Source organism: Sphingomonas yabuuchiae (genome assembly GCF_014199595.1).
Classification (GTDB): domain Bacteria; phylum Pseudomonadota; class Alphaproteobacteria; order Sphingomonadales; family Sphingomonadaceae; genus Sphingomonas; species Sphingomonas yabuuchiae.
On record NZ_JACHNX010000007.1, the window covers coordinates 67,922 to 89,010 of the forward strand.

Annotated in this window: 17 protein-coding genes; 7 read left to right on the plus strand and 10 right to left on the minus strand. The window is 67.1% G+C overall.

What is annotated here, in order from left to right:
- The first annotated feature begins 420 nt into the window (after positions 1-420).
- Both polA and GGQ89_RS10420 read left to right on the plus strand, forming a co-directional pair.
- Positions 421-3,195: a DNA polymerase I gene (gene polA / locus GGQ89_RS10415; protein WP_184105733.1), complete on the plus strand. Its 2,775-nt coding sequence runs from the start codon at positions 421-423 to the stop codon at positions 3,193-3,195.
- 154 nt (positions 3,196-3,349) lie between these two features.
- Entirely contained in the window at positions 3,350-4,864 is a 1,515-nt protein-coding gene (locus GGQ89_RS10420; protein ID WP_184105734.1) for a lipopolysaccharide biosynthesis protein, read from the plus strand.
- Positions 4,865-4,992: 128 nt separating this feature from the next.
- Here GGQ89_RS10420 and purH read toward each other — a convergent pair whose 3' ends face one another.
- From purH to GGQ89_RS10440, 4 genes are all read right to left on the minus strand, one after another.
- A complete protein-coding gene (gene purH / locus GGQ89_RS10425; protein ID WP_056438687.1) occupies positions 4,993-6,612 on the minus strand; it encodes a bifunctional phosphoribosylaminoimidazolecarboxamide formyltransferase/IMP cyclohydrolase in 1,620 nt (539 codons plus the stop codon).
- Positions 6,613-7,033: 421 nt separating this feature from the next.
- Complete coding sequence (locus GGQ89_RS10430) at positions 7,034-8,764, minus strand: heparinase II/III family protein (RefSeq protein WP_244955776.1); 1,731 nt, start codon at positions 8,762-8,764, stop codon at positions 7,034-7,036.
- A 29-nt stretch (positions 8,765-8,793) separates the two neighbouring features.
- Complete coding sequence (gene rpe / locus GGQ89_RS10435) at positions 8,794-9,450, minus strand: ribulose-phosphate 3-epimerase (protein ID WP_076714387.1); 657 nt, start codon at positions 9,448-9,450, stop codon at positions 8,794-8,796.
- Positions 9,451-9,483: 33 nt separating this feature from the next.
- Complete coding sequence (locus GGQ89_RS10440) at positions 9,484-10,827, minus strand: RsmB/NOP family class I SAM-dependent RNA methyltransferase (RefSeq protein WP_380773353.1); 1,344 nt, start codon at positions 10,825-10,827, stop codon at positions 9,484-9,486.
- A 68-nt stretch (positions 10,828-10,895) separates the two neighbouring features.
- Between GGQ89_RS10440 and GGQ89_RS10445 the strand changes: the two genes are divergently transcribed.
- Entirely contained in the window at positions 10,896-11,057 is a 162-nt protein-coding gene (locus tag GGQ89_RS10445; protein WP_076714385.1) for a DUF1674 domain-containing protein, read from the plus strand.
- A 223-nt stretch (positions 11,058-11,280) separates the two neighbouring features.
- On the opposite strand, the gene argB is transcribed toward GGQ89_RS10445, so the two are convergent.
- Both argB and GGQ89_RS10455 read right to left on the minus strand, forming a co-directional pair.
- Positions 11,281-12,180 carry an acetylglutamate kinase gene (gene argB, locus GGQ89_RS10450; protein ID WP_056438695.1) on the minus strand — a complete coding sequence of 300 codons (900 nt, stop codon included), beginning with the start codon at positions 12,178-12,180 and terminating at the stop codon, positions 11,281-11,283.
- Between the two features lie 48 nt (positions 12,181-12,228).
- The gene (locus tag GGQ89_RS10455) at positions 12,229-12,882 is read right to left on the minus strand and encodes a queuosine precursor transporter (RefSeq protein ID WP_082442340.1); all 654 of its coding nucleotides are present in this window, start codon (positions 12,880-12,882) and stop codon (positions 12,229-12,231) included.
- 247 nt (positions 12,883-13,129) lie between these two features.
- On the opposite strand from GGQ89_RS10455, the gene GGQ89_RS10460 reads away from it, so the two are divergent.
- The gene (locus GGQ89_RS10460) at positions 13,130-14,539 is read left to right on the plus strand and encodes a M20/M25/M40 family metallo-hydrolase (RefSeq protein WP_184105736.1); all 1,410 of its coding nucleotides are present in this window, start codon (positions 13,130-13,132) and stop codon (positions 14,537-14,539) included.
- A 179-nt stretch (positions 14,540-14,718) separates the two neighbouring features.
- Here GGQ89_RS10460 and GGQ89_RS10465 read toward each other — a convergent pair whose 3' ends face one another.
- Positions 14,719-15,183, minus strand: coding sequence for a hypothetical protein (locus GGQ89_RS10465; RefSeq protein WP_184105737.1), 465 nt, complete (start codon positions 15,181-15,183; stop codon positions 14,719-14,721).
- Positions 15,184-15,328: 145 nt separating this feature from the next.
- Here GGQ89_RS10465 and GGQ89_RS10470 point away from each other — a divergent pair, with 145 nt between their 5' ends.
- Positions 15,329-15,655, plus strand: coding sequence for a hypothetical protein (locus GGQ89_RS10470; RefSeq protein WP_184105738.1), 327 nt, complete (start codon positions 15,329-15,331; stop codon positions 15,653-15,655).
- 110 nt (positions 15,656-15,765) lie between these two features.
- Here the strand turns inward: GGQ89_RS10470 and rpoZ are convergent, their stop codons facing one another.
- Positions 15,766-16,110, minus strand: a complete 345-nt coding sequence (rpoZ, locus tag GGQ89_RS10475) for a DNA-directed RNA polymerase subunit omega (protein ID WP_042486773.1) — start codon at positions 16,108-16,110, stop codon at positions 15,766-15,768.
- 147 nt (positions 16,111-16,257) lie between these two features.
- Between rpoZ and GGQ89_RS10480 the strand changes: the two genes are divergently transcribed.
- The gene (locus GGQ89_RS10480) at positions 16,258-17,445 is read left to right on the plus strand and encodes a phospholipase D-like domain-containing protein (RefSeq protein ID WP_076717803.1); all 1,188 of its coding nucleotides are present in this window, start codon (positions 16,258-16,260) and stop codon (positions 17,443-17,445) included.
- Positions 17,446-17,571: 126 nt separating this feature from the next.
- On the opposite strand, the gene GGQ89_RS10485 is transcribed toward GGQ89_RS10480, so the two are convergent.
- Entirely contained in the window at positions 17,572-18,186 is a 615-nt protein-coding gene (locus tag GGQ89_RS10485) for a class I SAM-dependent methyltransferase (RefSeq protein ID WP_056438713.1), read from the minus strand.
- Between the two features lie 148 nt (positions 18,187-18,334).
- Between GGQ89_RS10485 and GGQ89_RS10490 the strand changes: the two genes are divergently transcribed.
- The gene (locus tag GGQ89_RS10490) at positions 18,335-18,655 is read left to right on the plus strand and encodes an antibiotic biosynthesis monooxygenase family protein (protein WP_184105739.1); all 321 of its coding nucleotides are present in this window, start codon (positions 18,335-18,337) and stop codon (positions 18,653-18,655) included.
- A gap of 137 nt (positions 18,656-18,792) precedes the next feature.
- On the opposite strand, the gene GGQ89_RS10495 is transcribed toward GGQ89_RS10490, so the two are convergent.
- Entirely contained in the window at positions 18,793-21,084 is a 2,292-nt protein-coding gene (locus tag GGQ89_RS10495; RefSeq protein WP_056438718.1) for a CDC48 family AAA ATPase, read from the minus strand.
- Between the last annotated feature and the right edge of the window lie 5 nt (positions 21,085-21,089).

Here is a 21,089-nt window from a genome sequence, read left to right on the forward strand (position 1 = left end):
ACCGATTATATCCAATGGTCATCAGTGCGATAATCGAATGTGTTTGTCGAACCGGAAGAAGCAGCACGCAATCTTTGCGCAGCAATAAGGATTTTGAACAAGCAATCCCGCTAAATTACTATTATTTTGAACAAAATAACTCGATCTTGAATCACCCCTCCCCTTTAGGGGAGGGGCCGGGGGTGGGGCCTTTCCGCAGGCGCAACGCTGATGGAGAGGCCCCACCCCAACCCCTCCCCTGAAGGGGAGGGGCTTGTTTTGGTCAGTGCGCCGTCATCACCTGCAAAGCTGCGTTTCTACATCTTTACTCATGGGCGACCCACAAACCGCGCAATGGCGTGACCCATCGGCCACAGCCGCCAAAAAGCCGTGCGATCAGGGGCTGTTTACCCTCTCTCTGTTCCGCTAAACCGCGAGCATATGCCCCATCTCTATCTCGTCGACGGCTCCGGCTATATCTTCCGCGCCTATCACCGCCTGCCGCCGCTGACGAACAAGCATGGCGAGCCGGTGGGGGCGGTGTACGGCTATACCACCATGTTGTGGAAGCTGGTGGACGAGATCAACGCCGCTGACGGGCCGACCCATATGGCAGTGGTCCTCGACAAGTCGTCCAAGACCTTCCGCAACGAAATGTACGACCAGTATAAGGCGCACCGGCCCCCGCCCCCGCCCGATCTGGTCCCCCAGTTTCCGATGATCCGCGACGCCACCCGCGCCTTCTCGCTGCCCTGCATCGAGGAGATGGGGCTGGAGGCCGACGACCTGATCGCCTGTTATGCCCGCGCCGCGATGGCGCAGGGGTGGCAGGTCACGATCGTCTCGGGCGACAAGGACCTGATGCAGCTGGTCGAGGATGGCAGCCTCGACATGCTCGACACGATGAACAACCGGCGTCTGGGCGAGGCCTATGTGGTCGAGAAGTTCGGCGTCGGGCCGAAGCAGCTGGGCGATGTGCTCGCGCTGATGGGCGACAGCGTCGATAACGTGCCGGGCGTGCCGGGCGTCGGCCCCAAGACCGCCTCCAAGCTGATCGTCGAGCATGGCGACCTGGAATCCGTCCTCGCCGCCGCGCCCGAGATGAAGAAGGGCAAGCTGCGCGACAACCTGATCGAACATGCCGAGAATGCGCGGCTGTCGAAGCGGCTGGTCACGCTGGAGTGCAACGCGCCGCTGCCGCAGCCGCTGGAGGAACTGGCGCTGCATCCGACCATCCCGGATGCGCCCTTGCGCGCGTTTCTGGAGCATCACGGCTTCCGCTCGCTGATCGCCAAGATGGGCCAGATCACCGACGACGCCGCGCCCGCCCCCGCCGCCGGAGAAGCCGCGCCCGCCGCGCCGATGGACGATGACGAGCCGTGCAATCTCGACGGCTATACCACGGTGCAGGACTTGGCGACGCTCGACCAATGGGTGGCCGACGCGCGTCATCAGGGCTTCGTCGCGATCGATACCGAGACCAGCTCGACCGACGCGACCCAGGCCGAACTGGTCGGGGTCAGCCTGTGCCTGGCGCCCAACAAGGCGTGTTATATCCCGCTCGGCCATGGCGGCACCGACCTGCTGGCCGAGGTGCCGGTACAGATTCCGGTCGCCGAAGCCTTGGAGCGGATCAAGGCACTGTGCGAGGACCCGTCGGTCCTGAAGATCGGCCAGAACCTGAAATTCGACATGATCGTGCTGGGCGAGCGCGGCATCGCCGTCGCGCCGCATGACGACACGATCGTCTTGAGCTTCGATCTCGATGCGGGGCTTCACGGCCACGGCATGGACGAGCTGGCCGCGACGCACCTGTCGCACACCTGCCTCGCCTTCAAGGAGGTGGTCGGCACCGGCAAGAAACAGCTCGGCTTCCATGAGGTCGATCTCAAACTCGCCACCCGCTACGCCGCCGAGGACGCCGACGTCACGCTGCGGCTGTGGAAGCGGTTCAAGGCGCGGCTGCCGATGGAGCAGGCGACGCGCGTCTACGAGATGGTCGACCGCCCGCTCGTCCCCGTGATCGCGGGCATGGAGCGGCGCGGGATCAAGGTCGATCGCGACCGCCTCTCGCAACTCTCCACCGAATTCGCCGGACAGATTGCCGCGCTGGAGGGCGAGATCCATGCGATGGCGGGCACCCCCTTCACCATCGGCAGCCCCAAGCAGCTCGGCGAGATCCTGTTCGACCGCCTCGGCCTGAAGGGCGGGCGCAAGGGCAAGTCGGGCGTCTATTCGACCGACGTGACCGAACTCGAACGGCTTGCCCGTGACGGCGGCGAAGCGGCGGAGATCGTGCGCAAGATCCTGGAATGGCGCCAGCTCTCCAAGCTGAAGAGCACCTATACCGACGCGCTCCAGGCGCAGATCAACCCCAAGACCGGCCGCGTCCACACCAGCTACAGCCTGACCGGCGCACAGACCGGCCGCCTGTCCTCGACCGAGCCGAACCTTCAGAACATCCCGATCCGCACCGAGGTCGGGCGGCAGTTGCGCGAGGCGTTCATCGCCGAGGACGGCCATGTCCTGATCGCCGCCGACTATTCGCAGATCGAGTTGCGGCTGGCCGCGCATATGGCCGACGTGCCCGCGCTGCGTGATGCCTTTGCCAATGGCGACGACATCCACAGCCTGACCGCGATGGAGCTGTTCGGCGAGGTCAATCGCGACACGCGCGGGCGCGCCAAGACGATCAACTTCGCCATCCTCTACGGCATTTCGCGCTGGGGCCTGGCGGGGCGGCTCGACGTGTCGGCGGACGAGGCGCAGTCGATGATCGACCGCTATTTCGAACGTTTCCCCGGCATCAACCGCTATATCGCCGAGACGCTGTCGAGCGTGCGCGAGAAGGGCTTCACCGAGACGCTGTTCGGCCGCAAGACGCATTTCCCCCGCATCGCCTCGCGCAATCAGGGCGAGCGCCAGGGGGCCGAGCGCGCCGCGATCAACGCGCCGATCCAGGGGACCAGCGCCGACATCATCAAGCGCGCCATGGTCCGCATGGAACCCGCCCTCGCCGCCGCTGGCCTGAGCCATGTGCGGATGCTGTTGCAGGTGCATGACGAACTGGTGTTCGAAGCGCCCGAGGCGGATGCCGAGGCGGCGGGCGCGGTCATCCGCGAGGTGATGGCCGGCGCGGCCGAACCGGCGGTGTCGCTGTCGGTGCCGCTGGGCGTCGAGATCGGCTTCGGCAAGAGCTGGGGCGCGGCACATTGATCCACGCTTCCCTCACCCCCATTCCTCCCCAAGCGCCGCTTGGGGAGGGGGACCATGGCGATAGCCATGATGGGGGGACAGCTCGGCCCAACCTCGCGGCCGGTGACACCCCTCCGTCAGGCCTCCGGCCGATTTCGGGGCACTGCGCCCACTGATGGCCCAGACCCAGGACATCGACGCGCTGGCCAAGGGCGGGCGGACCAATATCGCGGGCTTCGTCCTGCGGCTGGCGGCGCGCATTCCCTTCCTGTTCATCGCAGGCCGCATCTATGGCCCCGATCTGGTCGGGCGCTTCGCCATTGCCGTGGTCGTCGTCGAACTGGCGGCGCTGGTCGCGACATTGGGCATGAAGCGCGGGCTGGCACAGGCACTGGCCTCCACCGATCGGCCGCATGTCCATGTCGTCTGGGACGCAATGGCGCTCGCCTTCCTCGCCTCGGTGGCGGCCAGTGCGGTGCTGTGGAGCTTTCCCGAGCTTCTCTACCCCAATAGCGCGATCACCGGGCTGGACCGGTGGCTGCCCTGCATCATCGTCGCCATCGCCTGGTCCGATGTCAGTCTCGCCGCGCTCGCCTATCGCCACAACGTCAAGGCGACCGTCACCGCGCGTGCGGTGATCGAACCCTGGACGATCTCGATCGCCGCCTGGGTCTTTTCCTTCTTCACCATCCGCGACGGCCTCGTCCTGTCCTATGTCGCGTCGATGACGGCGGCGCTGATCGCCAGCCTGGTGCCGTTCCTGCGCAGCTATGGCCTGCCGCAGGGGTGGAGCCCGCGTCTCGCCCGCGTCTTCGCGCTGGCCCGCGCCAATGCGCCGCTGGCGGGGGCGGACGCGCTGGAATGGGGCACGCGCAATGTCGACCGATTTATCCTGGGCGTGATGTTCGAACCGCGCATCGTCGGCATCTATTACATGGCGCAGCAGGTCGCTTCGCTGCCGCAGAAGCTCAAGACCAGTTTCGACCCGATCCTGGGCCCCGTCATCACCCAGAGCCTGGCCAATGGCGACATGGGCGCGATCGCGCGGCAGGTGCGGCAGGTCGCTTTCTGGATCATGGCGGCGCAGGGGTGCCTGGCGCTGATGGGCTCGATACCGGGCGAAGGCGTGATGGGCGTGGTCGGCCCGCAATTCGTGTCGGGCACCGCCGCCCTCGCCTTCCTGCTGTTCGCCGAGGTGCTGGCCTCGACCGGCGCGGTATGTGAATCGGCGCTGGTCTATACAGCGCGGCACCGCAACCTGATGATCTCGATCGCGATGCTGGGCGTACAGATCGGCCTGAGCTTCGCGCTGATCCTGGGGATGCGCGCGCTCGGCTGGCCACAGACCTGGGCGGCGGCGGGCCCGGCGGTGGCACTGGCCATGAGCGTGACCATGACCTCGGTCATCAAGGCGCGCGTGTTGTCGGGCATATTGAAGGCGCCGGTATCGCCGTTCCGCTGGCCTTTGGTTTGGGCGGCCGGTGCGGCGGTCGTGGTCGGGGGCGCGTTCACCCTGCTGCCCAAGCGGCTGGAATGGGCCGAACTGCTGTTTGGCGAGCCCGCCATCGCGGCGACCTATCTGCTGGTGCTGTGGCGCTGGGCCTTCGGTCCGGCGGACCGGGCGCTGTTCGGCAAGGCGCCGAGCGTGGAGGAGGCGACGCTGCCCAATGCGGGCGGGATCACACGGTAACCTTTTCCTCCCCAGCAAGGGGAGGTGGCAGTCCGAAGGACTGACGGAGGGGTGTCACCATCGGCGGGGACACCCCTCCACCACCGCTTCGCGGCGGTCCCCCTCCCCCTACAGGGGAGGAAGTGAACTTAATGCCGGAAGTGGCGCATGCCGGTGAAGACCATCGCCAGGCCCGCCTCGTCCGCCGCCGCGATGACCTCGTCGTCGCGGATCGAGCCGCCCGGCTGAATCACCGCCGTCGCGCCCGCCTCGACCGCGGCGAGCAGGCCGTCGGCGAAGGGGAAGAAGGCGTCCGACGCGACCGCCGAACCGATGGTGCGGGGTTCCGCCCAGCCCGCCTTCTCGGCAGCATCCTTGGCCTTCCACGCCGCGATGCGCGCCGATTCCAGGCGGTTCATCTGGCCCGCACCGACACCGGCGGTCGAGCCGCCCTTGGCATAGACGATCGCGTTCGACTTCACATGCTTGGCCACCGTCCAGGCGAAGCGGCAATCGGCCAGTTCCTGCTCCGTCGGCGCGCGCTTGGTCACGACCTTCAGCATGTCGTCGGTCAGGCGGCCATTGTCGCGGCTCTGGACCAACAGGCCACCCGCGATCGACTTCATCATCAGGCCGGGACGCGCCGGGTTGGGAAGCTCACCCGACAGCAGCAGGCGCAGATTCTTCTTCTTAGCGAAGATCTCACGCGCTTCCGGCGAAGCGTCCGGGGCCACCACCACTTCGGTGAAGATGCCCGAGATCGCTTCCGCCGTCTCGGCGTCGAGGGGGCGGTTGCAGGCGATGATGCCGCCGAACGCCGATACCGTGTCGCAGGCGAACGCCGCCTGATAGGCCTCCAGCAGCGTGTCACCGCTCGCCACGCCGCAGGGGTTGGCGTGCTTGACGATCACGACGGTCGGCGGACCGTCGAGGAACTCGCTGACCAGCTCCAGCGCGGCGTCGGCGTCGTTGAGGTTGTTGTAGCTCAGCGCCTTGCCCTGCAACTGTTCGGCCTGGGCGATGCCCTGACCGCCCTTTTGCGGCAGGTAGAGCGCGGCGACCTGATGCGGGTTCTCGCCATAGCGCAGCGTTTCGGGATGCTTGGTGAAGGCGAGCGGCAGGGTCGCCGGGAAGGCCTCGCCCTGGTCGACGAAGCCGAACCACTGCGCGATCGCCGAGTCATAGGCGGCGGTGGCGGCGAAGGCCTTGGCGGCGAGGCGCTGGCGGGTCTTCAACGTCGAGGCGCCGTCATTGGCGGCCAGATCGGCGAGGAAGTCGGCATAGTCGGCCGGATCGGTCAGGATCGAGACATAGCCATGGTTCTTGGCCGCCGAGCGGACCATGGACGGGCCGCCGATATCGATATTCTCGATGATCTCAGGACGCTCCGCGCCCTTCGCGACGGTCTGCTGGAAGGGGTAGAGGTTGACGACCACGAGGTCGATCGCGCCGATGCCATGCTCGGTCATCGCGGCGGCATGGGCGGGGTCGTCGCGCACCGCGAGCAGGCCGCCATGCACCATCGGGTGCAGCGTCTTGACCCGGCCGTCCATCATTTCGGGGAAGTTGGTGACCTCGGAAATATCGCGCACCGGCAGGCCCGCATCGCGGATCGCCTTGGCGGTGCCGCCGGTCGAGACGAGGTCGACCCCGCGCTCGGCCAGCGCACGGGCCAGGTCGATGACGCCGGTCTTGTCGGACACCGACAGCAGCGCGCGGCGGACCGGCACCAGATCGACGGAGGGAGCGGAGGGGAGCGAAACGGCCATCGGGCAGCGGGTCCTACATGCTGAAGGGGAGTTTGCGGACCCGATAGACTCCGATTCGCCGAAGCGCAAAATGTGATTCGGGGTATGCGCCTTTCCTCCCCTGCAACGAGTGGCAGGTGGATTGCCTCCCAGGCAATCCAGATCATGCCGGGGGCATGATCGACCTGTCACTGGGGACCAGCAAAGCTGGTGGAGGGGTGTAGCGCTATCGAGAGGGCGACACCCCTCCGTCAGGGCTGCGCCCTGCCACCTCCCCTTCCAGGGGAGGAATTTGATCTTTCGCGCGGAGGCGCGGAGAACGCAGAGGGGTTTTGCCCGGTGGCGAATCCTTCGGATCAATAATCGGCCAGAGCGGAAGCCTTGTCAGCGCTACAAGTCCGCCATCTCTGCGTTCTCCGCGCCTCCGCGCGAACACCCCCCCTTAAAGCGCCCGTTTGAATGCCCAGCTGACATGCGCGCCGCCCGCAGGCGTTTCGCCGGTCACGACCAACTGCTGCGTCGCCACCGGCCGTCCGGTGCCGTCGATCCACAGCGACTCCTCGATGGCCAGCATGCCGCCGCGACAGCGGAACTGCCACAGCGCGCCGTCCTCCAGCCGCAGGATCGCCTGGCCGCTCTCGGCCGTCACCATCGCCTCCACCCCGTCGCCCAGATGGAAGCGCAGGGCGAAGACCGTGCTGCCCGCCTGCCGCTTGCGACCCTCGGGCAGCAGCGCATCCTCGCCGCGCAGTTCGCGCCCGTCGCCGGTCAGCAGGAGCTGGCGGCGATGGGTGAAGCCATAGCGGCGGACATAACCGTCATGGCTCGCCTCGATCCGGCTGGCCGCGTCCGACTCCTGGCGGCTGAGCTCCACCTCGGCGACGCCGCGTCCCAGCGTGCCGTCGGCATGGATGGCGGTGGAGTTGCTGTCGCCCAGCGTCATCGTCGAATGCGCCGCCGTGGTGCGCAGGCCATGGGCCAGGCTGGCGGGCACCTGCGCCACGGTGGCGCGCGCGCCGCCGCAATTGACGACGATCCGCTGCGCGCCGTCCGAAAACTCGAAGGCCAGGGTCGAGGCACAGCCGCCCTCGATCGCGCGGGCGATCGGTGGGGGTGCGGCGTCCATGACCAGCACCGCTTGCGCCGCCGCCAGCCGCTGATAGCCCCAATCGCCCGCCTGCCGCAGCGGCCGGGTGCGCACGCCCGATGCCTCGATCACGGCCGCGATCCGCTCGGGCGTTTCGGGGCCGGAGCCCTGCCAGCTCGACAGCGCCCGGTCGCCGTGCATGACGCCGAGCAGCGCGGAGATCATCCGCTGCAACCGCGTCTGGAATTGTTCGGGAAAGGCCAGACCGCGCGCGTCATAGACTTCGCGCATCATGGTCAGCAGCATCACCGCGTCGAGCTGTACCGCCGGACTGCGCGCGATGACGCCGCCATCGGGAAACAGCCCGGTATCGAGCGCGCGGGCCAGCCCCGCCTCACCGAACGCCTGGCGCGGATCGCCACCCGCCAGCAGCAGCCCGGCCGCGATCACCCCGCACCATGCCGCGATGCGCGCAACGCCCGGCGGGGCCTTGTCGGCGCCGCGATCGAGATGCCGCGCGCCCCGCGCCATCGTGTTGAGCACGCGCGAGCGATAGACGAGGTCGTCGGACGACAGGATCAGCGGCGCATGCGCGGTCCAGAACAGGATGCGCCGCCCCCAGAGATCGGGGCGCCAGGCGACGGCATCGACCGTCTCGGCAAAGGCGTCGAGCCAGCGGCCCATCAGATACTCGGCGATCGGCGCACCCTGCGCCCGGGTCGCGACGGTCGACAGGTCGCGCAGCCAGGCGAAGCTGTGCAGATGATCGGCAAAACCCGTCGACCAGTCGGGCCGGGCGAAATCGATCGACTCGACCCCGCGCTCCTCGCCCCGCCAGTCGAGCACCCCGCCGAGCAGCGCATGACCGCGCTCGATATCGCCCAGCACCGGGTCCTCGGGCACCGCCATCAGCTTGAGTGGATGCCGCCCCTTCAGCCGCAGCGAATGCAGCGGCGTGCGCCAGGTCAGCCGGTGAAGATGCTCGCTGAGCCGATCCGCGAGCGATAGGCCGCCGCTCTGGACGCGGACCAGGCGTTTGCCTTCCTCGATGCTGTCGGCGGCGATACGGGCCTCTTCGGCCCCCATGCGATCGCGCATTTGAGTCAACGGCCCGCTCAACCGCGCAGAGCGGCGATGTTCGCGGCGTAATGCTCCGGGCCACCCCGGAAGGCGGCGGTGCCCGCGACCAGCGCATCGGCCCCGGCCTCGATACAGCGCTTGGCCCAGGCCGGATCGACCCCGCCATCCACCTCCAGGTCGATGGCGCGGCCCGAATGCTCGATCATCTTGCGGATCGCCGAAATCTTCTTGAGCTGGCTTTCGATGAAGCTCTGCCCGCCGAAGCCGGGGTTCACGCTCATCACCAGGACCAGGTCGACCATGTCGATCAGGTAATCCAGCATCTTGGCGGGCGTGGCGGGGTTCAGGACGACACCGGCGCGCTTACCCAGCCCCTTGATGTGCTGGATCGTGCGGTGGATATGCGGCCCCGCCTCCGGATGGACCGTGATCGTGTCCGCCCCGGCCTCGGCAAAGGCGTCGAGATAGGCGTCGATCGGCGAGATCATCAGATGCACGTCGAACGGCTTGGTCGTGTGCGGGCGCAACGCCCTCACCACCGCCGGGCCGATGGTGATGTTGGGCACGAAATGCCCGTCCATCACATCGATATGGATCCAGTCGGCACCAGCGGCGTCGATGGCCCGGACTTCCTCGCCCAGTTTGGCGAAATCGGCGGACAGGATGGAGGGTGCGATACGGACGGGGAGCATGGCATTTGTCCTTAACGCCATATCGCGCCCAAGTCAGCCTTTGCGTTGCAGCCGCGCGATGAAGAACCCGTCGAGCCGCCCTTCCTTTGCGAGCATCGTCGGCAGGGTGCGGATCGTGCCCTCCTCGGTGATCCCCGGCCACTCGCCGGCGATCGGCGACAGCGCATAATCGGGCCGCTCGGCCAGGAAGGCGGCGATCTGGCGCTCGCCCTCTTCGGGCTCCAGCGAGCAGGTGGCATAGACCAAGGTCCCGCCGGGCTTCAGCCAGTCGGCGGCGCGCGCCAGGATCACGCGCTGCAACGCGGCCATCTCGGCGATGATCGCGGGGCGGACGCGGTAGAGGACGTCCGGGTGACGGCGGAAGATGCCGCTGGCGCTGCACGGCGCGTCGACCAGGATCGCATCGACCGGTTGCTTCGGGCTCCATTCGCGCAGGTCGGCGGTGACGACCTCGGCGGACTGGTTGGTGCGCTCCAGATTCTCGGCGAGTCGGGCAAGGCGCGACTCGGACTGGTCGATCGCGGTGACGGTCCAGCCGGCGGCGGCGAGCTGGAGCGTCTTGCCACCCGGTGCGGCACACAGGTCGAGCACATGGCCCTTGCCCTCGCCCAGCAGCCGTGCGGGGATCGAGGCGGCGACGTCCTGCACCCACCAGGCGCCCTCGTCGAAACCCTGCAACTCCATCACCGCATTGCCCGAAGGCAAACGCACATGACCGGGCAACAGGCTGATCCCGCCCAGCTTTTCCGCCCATTCCCCGGTCGCGGACGGATCGGCCAGAGTCAGGTCGAGCGGCGGCGGCGCGGCGATGGCATGGGCGGCGGCCTCGACCATCTCCTCGCCCCAATTCTCTTCCCAACGGGCCTCGGTCGTGTCGGGCAGAGCGGGGATTTCGGGGAGCAGCACGCCGCTCTTGGTGATGGTGCTGAACACGCCGTGGACCAGCTTGCGCGGGCCGCCATCGACCAGCGGAAGCACGGTCGAGATGGCGGCGTGCGGCGGCGTGCCCAGCGCCAGCACCTGGACGAGCGCGATGCGCAGGGCGAAGCGCGCCTTGGCATCGTCGGGCAGGCGCTGCTTGGTCGCCGAGTCGATCAGCGCGTCGAGATCGGGCAGGCGGCGCAGCGTCTCCGCCGCGATGGCGTGCGCCAGACCCCGGTCAGGCCCGCCTGGCAGCGCACGAGTCGCCGAGGCGAGTGCGGCCTCCAGCGGCTCGCCCCGGCGCAACACCGCGTCGAGCAGGCGGATGGCGGCGCGGCGGCTCGCGGTGCCCAGCGGTTCGGTCGGGCGCTGCTGCCGCCCGCGCCGGTCCTCGCCCTTGGGGCCACCACGACGATCGGGACGGCCACGGGTCGGCGATTGGGGAGGACGTGTCACTTGGCAAAACTCCTGTCAGCCCCGACATGGGCTGCAATATTCCGTCCCCTTAGTCGAAAGGACCGCTCATGGGCCAGCGCCCCGACCATGTGAAGCCGCCCGCCTATCTCTCGCAGAACCCGCCCGTGCCGCAGCCCGAGGCCAAGCCGGAGCCGCAGGACGACCCGTTGGGGAAGAATCCGGTGCGCTATGGGGATTGGGAATTGAAGGGCGTTGCGGTCGATTTTTGAGGGTGAGACCCTCCCGCCTACTTCTTAAGCCCCTCCCGCAAGCGGGAGGGGTTTGGGGAGGGCACGGAGCCTCGCAGAGCCTGTCGCCTGTGGCTTTCCCTCCCCCATCCCCTCCCGCCTGCGGGAGGGGAGCGGCCAGAAGCTAAGGACACCCTTCCCAACCGCCGTTCAGCCTGAGCGAAGTCGAAGGCCACACCCCCAACCCTACCTCAGGCCGAGGCCATCACCGCCGAACGAGCGTCCCCGCCCCCTGCTTGGTAAAGATCTCCAGCAGCATCCCGTGCGGCACGCGCCCGTCCAAGATCACCGCCGCATCCACGCCCGCTTCCACCGCGTTGACGCAGGTTTCCAGCTTGGGGATCATCCCCCCCGAAATCGTCCCGTCACTGCGCAGTTCCGCGATTCTGGCCGGGTTCAGGTCGGTCATCAGTTCGCCCTGCTTGTCGAGCACGCCCGCGACATCGGTCAGCAGGAAGAAGCGCGACGCGCCCAGCCGCGCGGCGATCGCGCCCGCCATGGTGTCGGCGTTGATGTTATAGGTATGCCCGTCCAGCCCGATGGCGACCGGCGCGATGACCGGGATGATGCCGTCGGCGCACAGGCTTTCGATCAGGCGCGGGTCGACCGCGACCGGCTCACCGACGAAGCCCAGGTCGACATGCCGCTCGATCCCCTTCAGCGGATCGGCCTCGCGCCCCTGGATCTTCTCGGCGATGACGAGGCCCGCATCCTTGCCCGAGATGCCGACCGCGCGGCCCCCGGCGGCGGAGATCCAGCTGACGATTTCCTTGTTGATCGAACCCGCCAGCACCATCTCGGCGATCTGCGCGGTTTCGCGGTCGGTGACGCGCAGGCCGTTGACGAACTGCGATTCGACGCCGAGGCGCTTCAGCATCGCGCCGATCTGCGGACCGCCGCCATGGACCACGACCGGGTTGATGCCGACCGCCTTCAGCAGCACCATGTCCTCGGCGAAGTCGCGCTGCCGCTCGGGATCGCCCATGGCGTGGCCGCCATATTTCACCACGAAGGTCTTGCCCGCGTAACGCTGAAGATAGGGCAGCGCCTCGGTCAGCGTCTCGGCCTTGGCGAGCAGGGCGGCGTCGGGATCGTGGTTGGTCATGGCGGCCCTTTATCGCGGGTCGGGAGCGGGGAAAACCGGCAATATGGGTCAGGCGCGGTCCAGCCGCCGCCCCAGCCCCACAAAGACATAGATCAACGGCGGCACCAGGATCGCCGACAGCGTGACCTTGGCGATCATCTGCCCCACGATCAGCGGGCCGACGGGAAACTCGCCGTAAAAGGCGATCGTCACGAACAGCAGCGTATCGACCACCTGGCTGAGCATGCTGGCGATCGCCGCGCGCAGCCAGAGCAGCTTGCTCCCCTCGCGTCCTTTCAGGGCTGCGAAGATGGTGACGTTCAGCGTCTGCGACACGCCGTAGGCGACGATGCCCCCCATCCAGATCCGCCAGGTCGATCCCAGCACCAGCTGGATGGCATCGCGATTGGCCGGGATCATCTCCGGCGAGGCGGGCAGCTTGTAGACGACGAAGGAGAGAACCAGCGACACCAGCAGCGGCACGAAGCCCACCCGCACCAGCCGTCCGGCGGTGGCGGGGCCGTGCAGCTCGGCCACCGCGCTCGACGTGACGACCAGCAGCAGGAAGGCGAAGATGCCCGCCTCGACCGCCAGCGGGCCGAGTGCCACCTGCTTGTTGCCCAGCACGCCCGCAATACAGACCATGCCGCCATAGAAGATCGACAGGGCAAAGAGCGAGGGCGAAATCAGGCGGGGGCGAGCGGAAATGTCGGGCTGGTCCATCGGCGACTGCTAGCGCGAAAACGATCCGGGGCAAAGGATTAGCGGCGTCACATCCCTCCCCTGCAAGGGGAGGTGGCAGGTCGAAGCCCTGACGGAGGGGTGTCGCCCTTCTCGATAGCGAGACACCCCTCCGACGCGCTGCGCGCGCCACCTCCCCTTGCAGGGGAGGAATTGGCAAGCTCAACCGCTTGCACCGCACCCCGTGACAGGCTCTATTCCCCGCCGACACAGAAAAGAGGGGGATCACATGCGGTTGGCAAAATGGCTCGGCGGGGTGGCGGCGGCACTGGCGATTCCCGGGGCGATGCTGCCCGGCATCGCGGCGGCGCAAGGGAGGCCCGATCAGAAGGCGTTCTTCGACCTGTACAAGCAGCTGGTCGAAACCAACACCAGCCTGTCGGTCGGCAGCTGCACCCAGGCCGCGGGCCAGATCGCCGACCGGCTGAAGGCGGCGGGCTACAAGGACGCCGACATCACCCTGTTCTCGGTGCCCGAACATCCCAAGGACGGCGGCATCGTCGCGGTCCTGCCCGGCACCGACAAGAAGCTGAAGCCGATGCTGCTGCTCGGCCATCTCGACGTGGTCGAGGCCAAGCGCGAGGATTGGACGCGCGATCCGTTCAAGCTGATCGAGGAGGACGGCTTCCTCTATGGACGCGGCACCGTCGACGACAAGGCGATGAGCGCGGTCTGGGCCGACACGCTGATCCGCCTGAAAAAGACCCCGCCCAAGCGCACGATCAAGATGGCGCTGACCTGTGGCGAGGAAACGACCTTCGCCTTCAACGGCGCGGAATGGCTGGCCAAGAACAAGCCCGACCTGATCGCCGCCGAATTCGTCCTGAACGAGGGCGGCGGCGGGCGGCTCGATTCGGACGGCAAGCGCGAGTTGCTGGCGGTGCAGGTCGGCGAGAAAGCGGCGCAAAACTATACCTTCCTCGCCACCAATCCGGGCGGGCACAGTTCGCAGCCGACGCCGGAAAACGCGATCTACGAACTCGCCGATGCGGTGAAGGCGGTGCAGGGTTATGAGTTTCCCATCCACCTGACCGACACCACACGCGCCTTCCTGACCGCGACCGCGCAGAAGGTCGGCGGCCAGCTTGGCGATGCGATCACCCGCCTGCTCGCCAATCCGGAGGACAAGGCAGCGGATGCGATCGTCAGCCAGGACAAGGCGCTGCACTCGACGCTGCGCACCACCTGCGTCGCGACGCTCCTCCAGGCGGGCCATGCCGAAAACGCCCTGCCCCAGCGCGCGACCGCCAATATCAACTGCCGCATCTTCCCCGGCGAGACGGTCGACGGCACGCTGGCCCGGCTGAAGGAACTGGCAGGTCCCAAGGTCACCGTCACCGCCAACCAGCCGGTGCGCCCGACCGCGATTCCGCCCAAGCTGGACCCGAAGATCATCGGCCCGATGAAGACGCTGGCGGCCAAGCACTTCCCCGGCGTGCCGCTGGTCCCGATGATGTCCACCGGGGCGACCGACGGCATCTTCTTCCAGACGATCGGCATTCCCGTTTACGGCGCGCCGGGCATCTTCATCGAGAAGGACATGTCGGGCATCCACGGCCTGAACGAGCGGATTCGGGTCAGCTCGCTCTATGACGGGCGGGATTATCTCTACGATCTGGTGAAGGCTTATGCATATTGAGTGAAACCTCGCCGCCCGTGCCCGGCGGGCGGCGGCTTTTCACATCGAGCCAGGGGGGATGCGTGTGCTCCCCATCCGAGAGTGCGACGGTTTGCACATCCGGGCAGGGTCGGCATGCCCATAGGCCTGTCTTCCCCCGCCCCTCGGATAGGGGAGAAGGGGTGGATCGCGCCGTGGCCCTAACCGGGCCGGGTCGTCGTCCAGCAGGGTTTCAGCATCGCGCGCGTCCGGTTCACCCATTCGGCCAGCGGCGTGCCGGCATTCGAGTCGACCTCGACCGGAAACCCGATTTCCGAGCCGTAATGCGCCCGAAAGCGGACCTGATAGCCCACGCCGTCCAGGATCAAGTCCGCCGGGTCGCTGGGCAGTGACGGTCTCGGCATGGGGATGGATCGCAAATGGCGGACGGCTTCGGCCGCGCCGGGACATGTCCGGCTGTCGGCCCATGTGATGACGGTCGGCTTGCCGTGTCGCCGTAAGGTCATGCGCAGAATGCGGGGATCCGCCATGCTACTGGCCTCGTCGCGAAGAAACGCGACGGTTTCCGAACTATAGGCAAGTGACGGCTCATAGGTCATGTCCGCCCAGACATCATCGGGTAACGGCCCGGTGATGCTGGCTTGCAGGATCAATGCTGCGATCATCTCGGCTCTCCCGTTCCTTCAACCGCTGGGGCGTCGCGCCCGTCGCAAGCTGCCAATTGGCTGAACGCCGCCGCCATGCTTCGTTCAGATCAAATGCCTCAATATCCGCAACATACGGGAGCGAATACGTTTCGAGGAACTGGCAATGAAGATGCTCAAGACCGGATTGCTGGTGGCCCTGGCCGGTGGGGCGATTCTGACGGCCACCGCCGCCGGCGCGCAGGACTGGCGTTATGACGGCTATGCCACGCAGCAGGCGCATCAGGATGCCCAGTATCGCGCCTATCAGGCGGGCCGGGACCAGCGCGCGGCCGACGAAGCCGCTTATTATGGCGATTACCGCGCCGCCAACGCCTATGCGCATGATGCCTCGATCCGCCGGTCGGAGGCCAAACAGGCCGCCCGCTTCGCGCATGAGGCGAAGAAGGCGCAATATTGGGATTCGTGGCGGCATCACGGCTGGGGCTGGTAAGCCCCGCCACAGACGCGCAACGGAAAAGGGGCCGACGCTGGGTTAGCGTCGGCCCCTTTTTCCTGTGCGATACACTCGGCGATCACGCCAAGAGATCGGCCCACAGCCGATCAGCCGTCGTAATCGGCACCCAGATTCTGGTTGCGCGGCGGAGCGGCGGCGGTCAGGCGCAGTGCCTCGGCCGAGGCCTGCAGGCTGCCGACGTCATCCGCCTCGTCCTCGTCGTCGATCTGGACGCGCTGCAGGCTGTTGACCACGGCTTCTTCCAGATGGGTCGGACGAACCGTTTCCTCTGCGATCTCGCGCAGCGCGACGACCGGGTTTTTGTCGCGATCGCGGTCGACGGTCAGATCCGCCCCGCCCGAAATCTGACGGGCCCGCTGCGCCGCGAACAGCACCAGATCGAAACGGTTGGGAATCTTGTCGACGCAATCTTCGACGGTGACGCGCGCCATGCGTGTGTCCTTCGCAAATAATGCTGGGATGAAAGCGTGCCGCCTAGCAGCAAAGGCCGCCCAAGTCAAAAGCCTTGGGCTTGCAACACCCCTGCCCCCTGGATCGTTACGTTTTCGACAGGATCACCTACCCCAAGGAGCCGCGCCATTTCCGCCCCCCATCCGCCCGAGCAGCCCGGTTTCCAGGTCGATGGGCAGCGGCTGACCCTGCTCGACACAGGGCCACGGCGACTGGAGGCGGTGCTGGCGCTGATCGACGGGGCGCAGGTCTCGTTGCGCATCCTCTATTATATCTATGCCGATGACGAAACCGGGCGGCGGGTCCGCGACGCGATGATCGCGGCAGCCCGGCGCGGCGTCTCGGTGTCGGTGATCGTCGACGGCTTCGGGGCGGGCGCGGACGAGGCGTTCTTCCGCCCCCTGGTCGAGACGGGTGCGCGGCTGTCGCGGTTCGAGCCGCGCTTCGGCCGCCGCTATCTGTTGCGCAACCACCAGAAGCTGGCGCTGGCGGATGCAGAGGGGCCCTCCCCCTCGATCATCATCGGCGGCTTCAATATTGAGGATGATTATTTCGGCACCCCCGCCGACCAGAGCTGGCGCGATCTGGGCCTGTTGGTCGAGGGTTCGGCGGCGGCGCGGATGGCGGGATATTTCGATGCGCTGTTCGCCTGGACGGAAGATCCCAAGGGGCGCCTTCGCGACCTGAACAAGGCGCTGGCGCATTGGAGCGAGTCGAAGGGCAGATTGCGCTGGTTGATCGGCGGGCCGACCCGGCGGCTGTCGCCCTGGGCGCGAACCGTGCGCGACGATATGCGGCGGGGACGACGCATCGACGTGATCGCCGCCTATTTCACCCCCAGCCCCACCATGCTCCGCCGCCTCGACCGGGCGGGGCGGCGCGAGGCCGAGGTGCGGATCGTGACGGCGGGCAAGTCCGACAACGAGGCGACGATCGCCGCCGCGCGCTTCACCTATGCGGGCCTGCTGCGCAAGGGCGTGCGGATCTTCGAATATCAACTGACCAAGCTGCACACCAAATTATACGTGATCGACGATGCGGTGCATGTCGGCTCGGCCAATTTCGACATGCGCAGCCTGTTCGTGAATCTGGAGCTGATGCTCAGGGTGGAGGACGCCGCCTTCGCAGCCCATGTCCGCGCCTATATCGACGGAGAGGTCGCGCGGTCGGAGGCGATTACCCCCGACTGGTACAAGCGGAATACGGGCTGGTTCCAGCGGCTGCGCCAGTTCGCGGCATATCTGCTGATCGCGGTGATCGACCCGTCGGTATCGCGGGGGCTGAACTTCGGGATCGAGGCGCCGGACGGGGATTAAATTCCTCCCCTGTAAGGGGAAGTGGCAGGCCGTCAGGCCTGACGGAGGGGTGTCCCGCTATCGAGAGGGCGACACCCCTCCACCAGCTTCGCTGGTTACCCTCCCCTTACATGGGAGGAATGGGTGTCAGTCCTTCCAGGCCCAGTAGAGCTGCGCCGGGGGCACGTTCCACCATTCCATGTCGTGGTCGATGTTCGACCAGTGCGGGACCAGGAAGTCCTTCACCTTGGGGCTGAACTGATAGACCAGGAACGCGCCGCCGGGGCGCAGCACGTCATGCGTGCCTTGCGCGATCGCCGGACCGACGCCGGGCGGCAGGGTCGAGAAGGGCAGGCCCGACAGGACATAATCGGCATGGTCGAAGCCATGATCGCGCACGATCTTCTGCACGTCCGCCGCCGACCCGTTCACCGCCTTGAAGCGGGAATCGATGATCGTGTGGCGCAGATAGTCGCAGAAATCGGCATTGGTATCGATCGCGATCAACGTCGCGTCGGGCGCCATGCGCTCCAGCACCGGGCGACAGAAGGTGCCGACGCCGGGGCCATATTCGACGAACAATTTGGTGTTGGCCCAATCGACGGGGGCCAGCATCTTGCGGATCAGCTTGCCCGACGACGGAATGATCGAGCCCACCATCACCGGATGCTTCAGGAACTGCTGAAAGAACATCTGGCCGGGCGACGGATAACCCGTGGCATCGGTGCGGGACTTGCGCGCGGCGGTGGTCGAGCTGGGCATCGAGTTCCTGTCGTTCGTGATCCCCGCGTAAGGGACGCGCGAGGGAAACCCCCTCGTCGCACAGGTGCCGAACGACTTTCAAGCTATTGGGTTGCGCGGGCTCGGTGCATTCCGTCGCAAAGCGGACTCGATCGACGGGGAATTTGGCATGGACCGGACAGGGCAGATCGCGGTGATTTTCGTGTCGACGCGGACGGAGAGCGATGCGGCGGGCTATGCCGCGGCGGCGGAGGTGATGGATCGGCTGGCCGCCGGGCAACCGGGTTATCGTGGCGTCGACAGTGCGCGCGGGGCGGATGGGATCGGGATCACCGTCAGTTGGTGGGCAGACGAAGCCAGCGCTTTGGCATGGCGGGCGCATCCGGACCATGCCGCGATCCGGGACCGAGGGCGGGCGGAATGGTATTCGCAGTATGAGGTGGCCGTGGCGCGGGTTGGGCGGAGTTATGAGTGGGGCGATAATTCCTAACCGTCGACCTTGCCGCTCCCCTCCCGTAAACGGGAGGAGATGGGGGAGGGAAAGGGGTCTCATCGAGACCATCGCTTGTGGCACAGCCCCCACCCCAAACCCCTCCCCCCTGCCGGGAGGAGGGGCTTAAGCTTCTGCTAAGGCTGCTTGTCTCCTCGCGGCGTCAGCATGCCCGGCGCGATGAAGCCGATCGGCTGAATCGCCGCCGCCTCCTGCTTCAGCTTGGCGGCGATCTGTTCGTAATCCCGCTCCATTTCCGGGGTCACGCTTGCCCGCGCCTCGGTCAGCGCCTCGTCGAAGGCCGCCATATCGACCTGAGTCGCGCCCAGCGACTTGCGCAGCGCGATCAGGCCCGCCCGGCGCACCACGTCGCCCAGATCGGCACCGGTGAACCGATCGGTCCGCGCCGCCACATCGTCCAGGTCGACATCCTCAGCCAACGGCATCTTGGCCGTCTGGATGCCCAGGATACGCCGCCGCCCCGCCTTGTCGGGCACGCCGACATAGATGAGTTCATCGAACCGGCCGGGGCGAAGCAGCGCCGGGTCGACCAGATTGGGCCGATTGGTCGCGCCGATGACGACGACCGACTGCAACTCCTCCAGCCCGTCCATCTCGGCCAGGATCGTGTTGACCACCCGCTCGGTCACCTGCGGCTCGCCCAGCCCGCCGCCACGCGCCGGGACCAGCGAATCCAGTTCGTCGATGAAGATCACGGTCGGCGCCACCTGCCGCGCGCGCGCGAACAGCCGGGTGATCTGCTGCTCGCTCTCGCCATACCATTTGGACAGAAGGTCACTCGACTTGGTGGCGATGAAATTGGCCTGCGCCTCGCGCGCGACCGCTTTCGCCAACAGCGTCTTGCCGGTGCCTGGCGGACCATAGAGCAGGAAACCCTTGGCGGGCCGGATGCCCAGGCGCCGAAACGCATCCGGGTCCTTGAGCGGCAGTTCGACGCCTTCCTTCAGCTTCATCTGCGCGGTGTCGAGGCCGCCGACATCCTCCCAGCGCACGGTCGGCGCCTGCACCATCACCTCGCGCATCGCCGAGGGCTGGACGCGCTTCAGCGCCTCCAGGAAATCCTCGCGCGTCACCGATAGCGTGTCGAGCACCTCGGCCGGGATCGTCCGCTCTTCCAGGTTCAGGCGCGGCATGATCCGCCGCACCGCCTCGATCGCCGCCTCGCGAGTCAGCGCGGCCAGATCGGCGCCGACAAAGCCGAAGGTGGTGCGCGCCAGCTCGTTCAGATCGACCTTGTCGCCCAGCGGCATGCCGCGCGTATGGATGCCCAGGATCTCGCGCCGCCCGCGTTCGTCGGGCACGCCGACCACGATCTCGCGGTCGAACCGACCCGGCCGCCGCAGCGCCTCGTCGATCGCTTCGGGCCGGTTGGTCGCGGCGATGATGACCAGATTCGCGCGCGCTTCCAGCCCATCCATCAGCGTCAGCAGCTGTGCAACGAGCCGCTTCTCCGCCTCACCCTGCACCCGGTCGCGCTTGGGGGCGATCGAGTCGATTTCGTCGATGAAGACGATCGAGGGGGCGGATTTGGTCGCCTCCTCGAAAATCTCGCGCAGCCGCTGCTCCGACTCGCCATAGGCCGAGCCCATGATCTCGGGACCGTTGATCAGGAAGAACTGGGCATCCGACTCATTGGCGACGGCACGGGCCAGCCGCGTCTTGCCGGTGCCGGGCGGCCCGTGAAGCAGCACTCCCTTGGGCGGCTCGACGCCCAGCCGCTCGAACAATTCGGGATAGCGCAAGGGAAGCTCGACCATCTCGCGCAGCTGGTCGATGGTCGAGGCCATGCCGCCGATATCGTCATAGGTGACGTCGGCGCGCCTCGCCTCGCGCGGCTCCTCATATTCGGGACGCAGCTCGACCTCGGTATTCTCGTCGATATGGACGACCCCCTTGGGGCTGGCCGCGACGACCGCGAGGCGGATTTCCTGGAGCGCATAGGCGGGCGCGTTCATGAACTGCGCGACGCCCGGCGGCATGTTGGTGACCCGCTGCTGCCCCGCCGTGGCGACCACATCGCCCTGGCAGAGCGGCCGGTTGAAGAAGGTCCGCTTCAATGCCTGGGCCGAGCCCTGAAGCCGCAGATTCTGTTGCGCAGGGGCAAAGACGACACGGGTCGCAGGCTTCGATTCGACCTTACGCACCTCGACGAAATCGCCCGAGCCGACGCCCGCATTGGCGCGCTGCAATCCGTCGATGCGGACGAGGTCCAGCCCTTCATCCTCGGGATAGGGGGCGACCGCGCGCGCCGGGGTGGCCTGCTTGCCGACGATCTCGACCACATCGCCCTCGGTAATGCCCAGCGCCGCCATCAGGCTGCGCGGAACATGGGCGAGGCCCCGGCCCGAATCCTCGGGGCGGCTATTGGCCACCTGTATCTTGCGGGTCGGCGCGTCGCTGTCGGCCATGATCG

Excerpts from the sequence above, each read along its gene's own strand:
- polA (WP_184105733.1), top strand. The coding sequence starts at position 421 with ATGCCCCATCTCTATCTCGTCGACGGCTCCGGCTATATCTTCCGCGCC.
- GGQ89_RS10420 (WP_184105734.1), top strand. The coding sequence starts at position 3,350 with ATGGCCCAGACCCAGGACATCGACGCGCTGGCCAAGGGCGGGCGGACC.
- purH (WP_056438687.1), bottom strand. The coding sequence starts at position 6,612 with ATGGCCGTTTCGCTCCCCTCCGCTCCCTCCGTCGATCTGGTGCCGGTC.
- GGQ89_RS10430 (WP_244955776.1), bottom strand. The coding sequence starts at position 8,764 with ATGGGGGCCGAAGAGGCCCGTATCGCCGCCGACAGCATCGAGGAAGGC.
- rpe (WP_076714387.1), bottom strand. The coding sequence starts at position 9,450 with ATGCTCCCCGTCCGTATCGCACCCTCCATCCTGTCCGCCGATTTCGCC.
- GGQ89_RS10445 (WP_076714385.1), top strand. The coding sequence starts at position 10,896 with ATGGGCCAGCGCCCCGACCATGTGAAGCCGCCCGCCTATCTCTCGCAG.
- argB (WP_056438695.1), bottom strand. The coding sequence starts at position 12,180 with ATGACCAACCACGATCCCGACGCCGCCCTGCTCGCCAAGGCCGAGACG.
- GGQ89_RS10455 (WP_082442340.1), bottom strand. The coding sequence starts at position 12,882 with ATGGACCAGCCCGACATTTCCGCTCGCCCCCGCCTGATTTCGCCCTCG.
- GGQ89_RS10460 (WP_184105736.1), top strand. The coding sequence starts at position 13,130 with ATGCGGTTGGCAAAATGGCTCGGCGGGGTGGCGGCGGCACTGGCGATT.
- GGQ89_RS10465 (WP_184105737.1), bottom strand. The coding sequence starts at position 15,183 with ATGATCGCAGCATTGATCCTGCAAGCCAGCATCACCGGGCCGTTACCC.
- GGQ89_RS10470 (WP_184105738.1), top strand. The coding sequence starts at position 15,329 with ATGAAGATGCTCAAGACCGGATTGCTGGTGGCCCTGGCCGGTGGGGCG.
- rpoZ (WP_042486773.1), bottom strand. The coding sequence starts at position 16,110 with ATGGCGCGCGTCACCGTCGAAGATTGCGTCGACAAGATTCCCAACCGT.
- GGQ89_RS10485 (WP_056438713.1), bottom strand. The coding sequence starts at position 18,186 with ATGCCCAGCTCGACCACCGCCGCGCGCAAGTCCCGCACCGATGCCACG.
- GGQ89_RS10490 (WP_184105739.1), top strand. The coding sequence starts at position 18,335 with ATGGACCGGACAGGGCAGATCGCGGTGATTTTCGTGTCGACGCGGACG.
- GGQ89_RS10495 (WP_056438718.1), bottom strand. The coding sequence starts at position 21,084 with ATGGCCGACAGCGACGCGCCGACCCGCAAGATACAGGTGGCCAATAGC.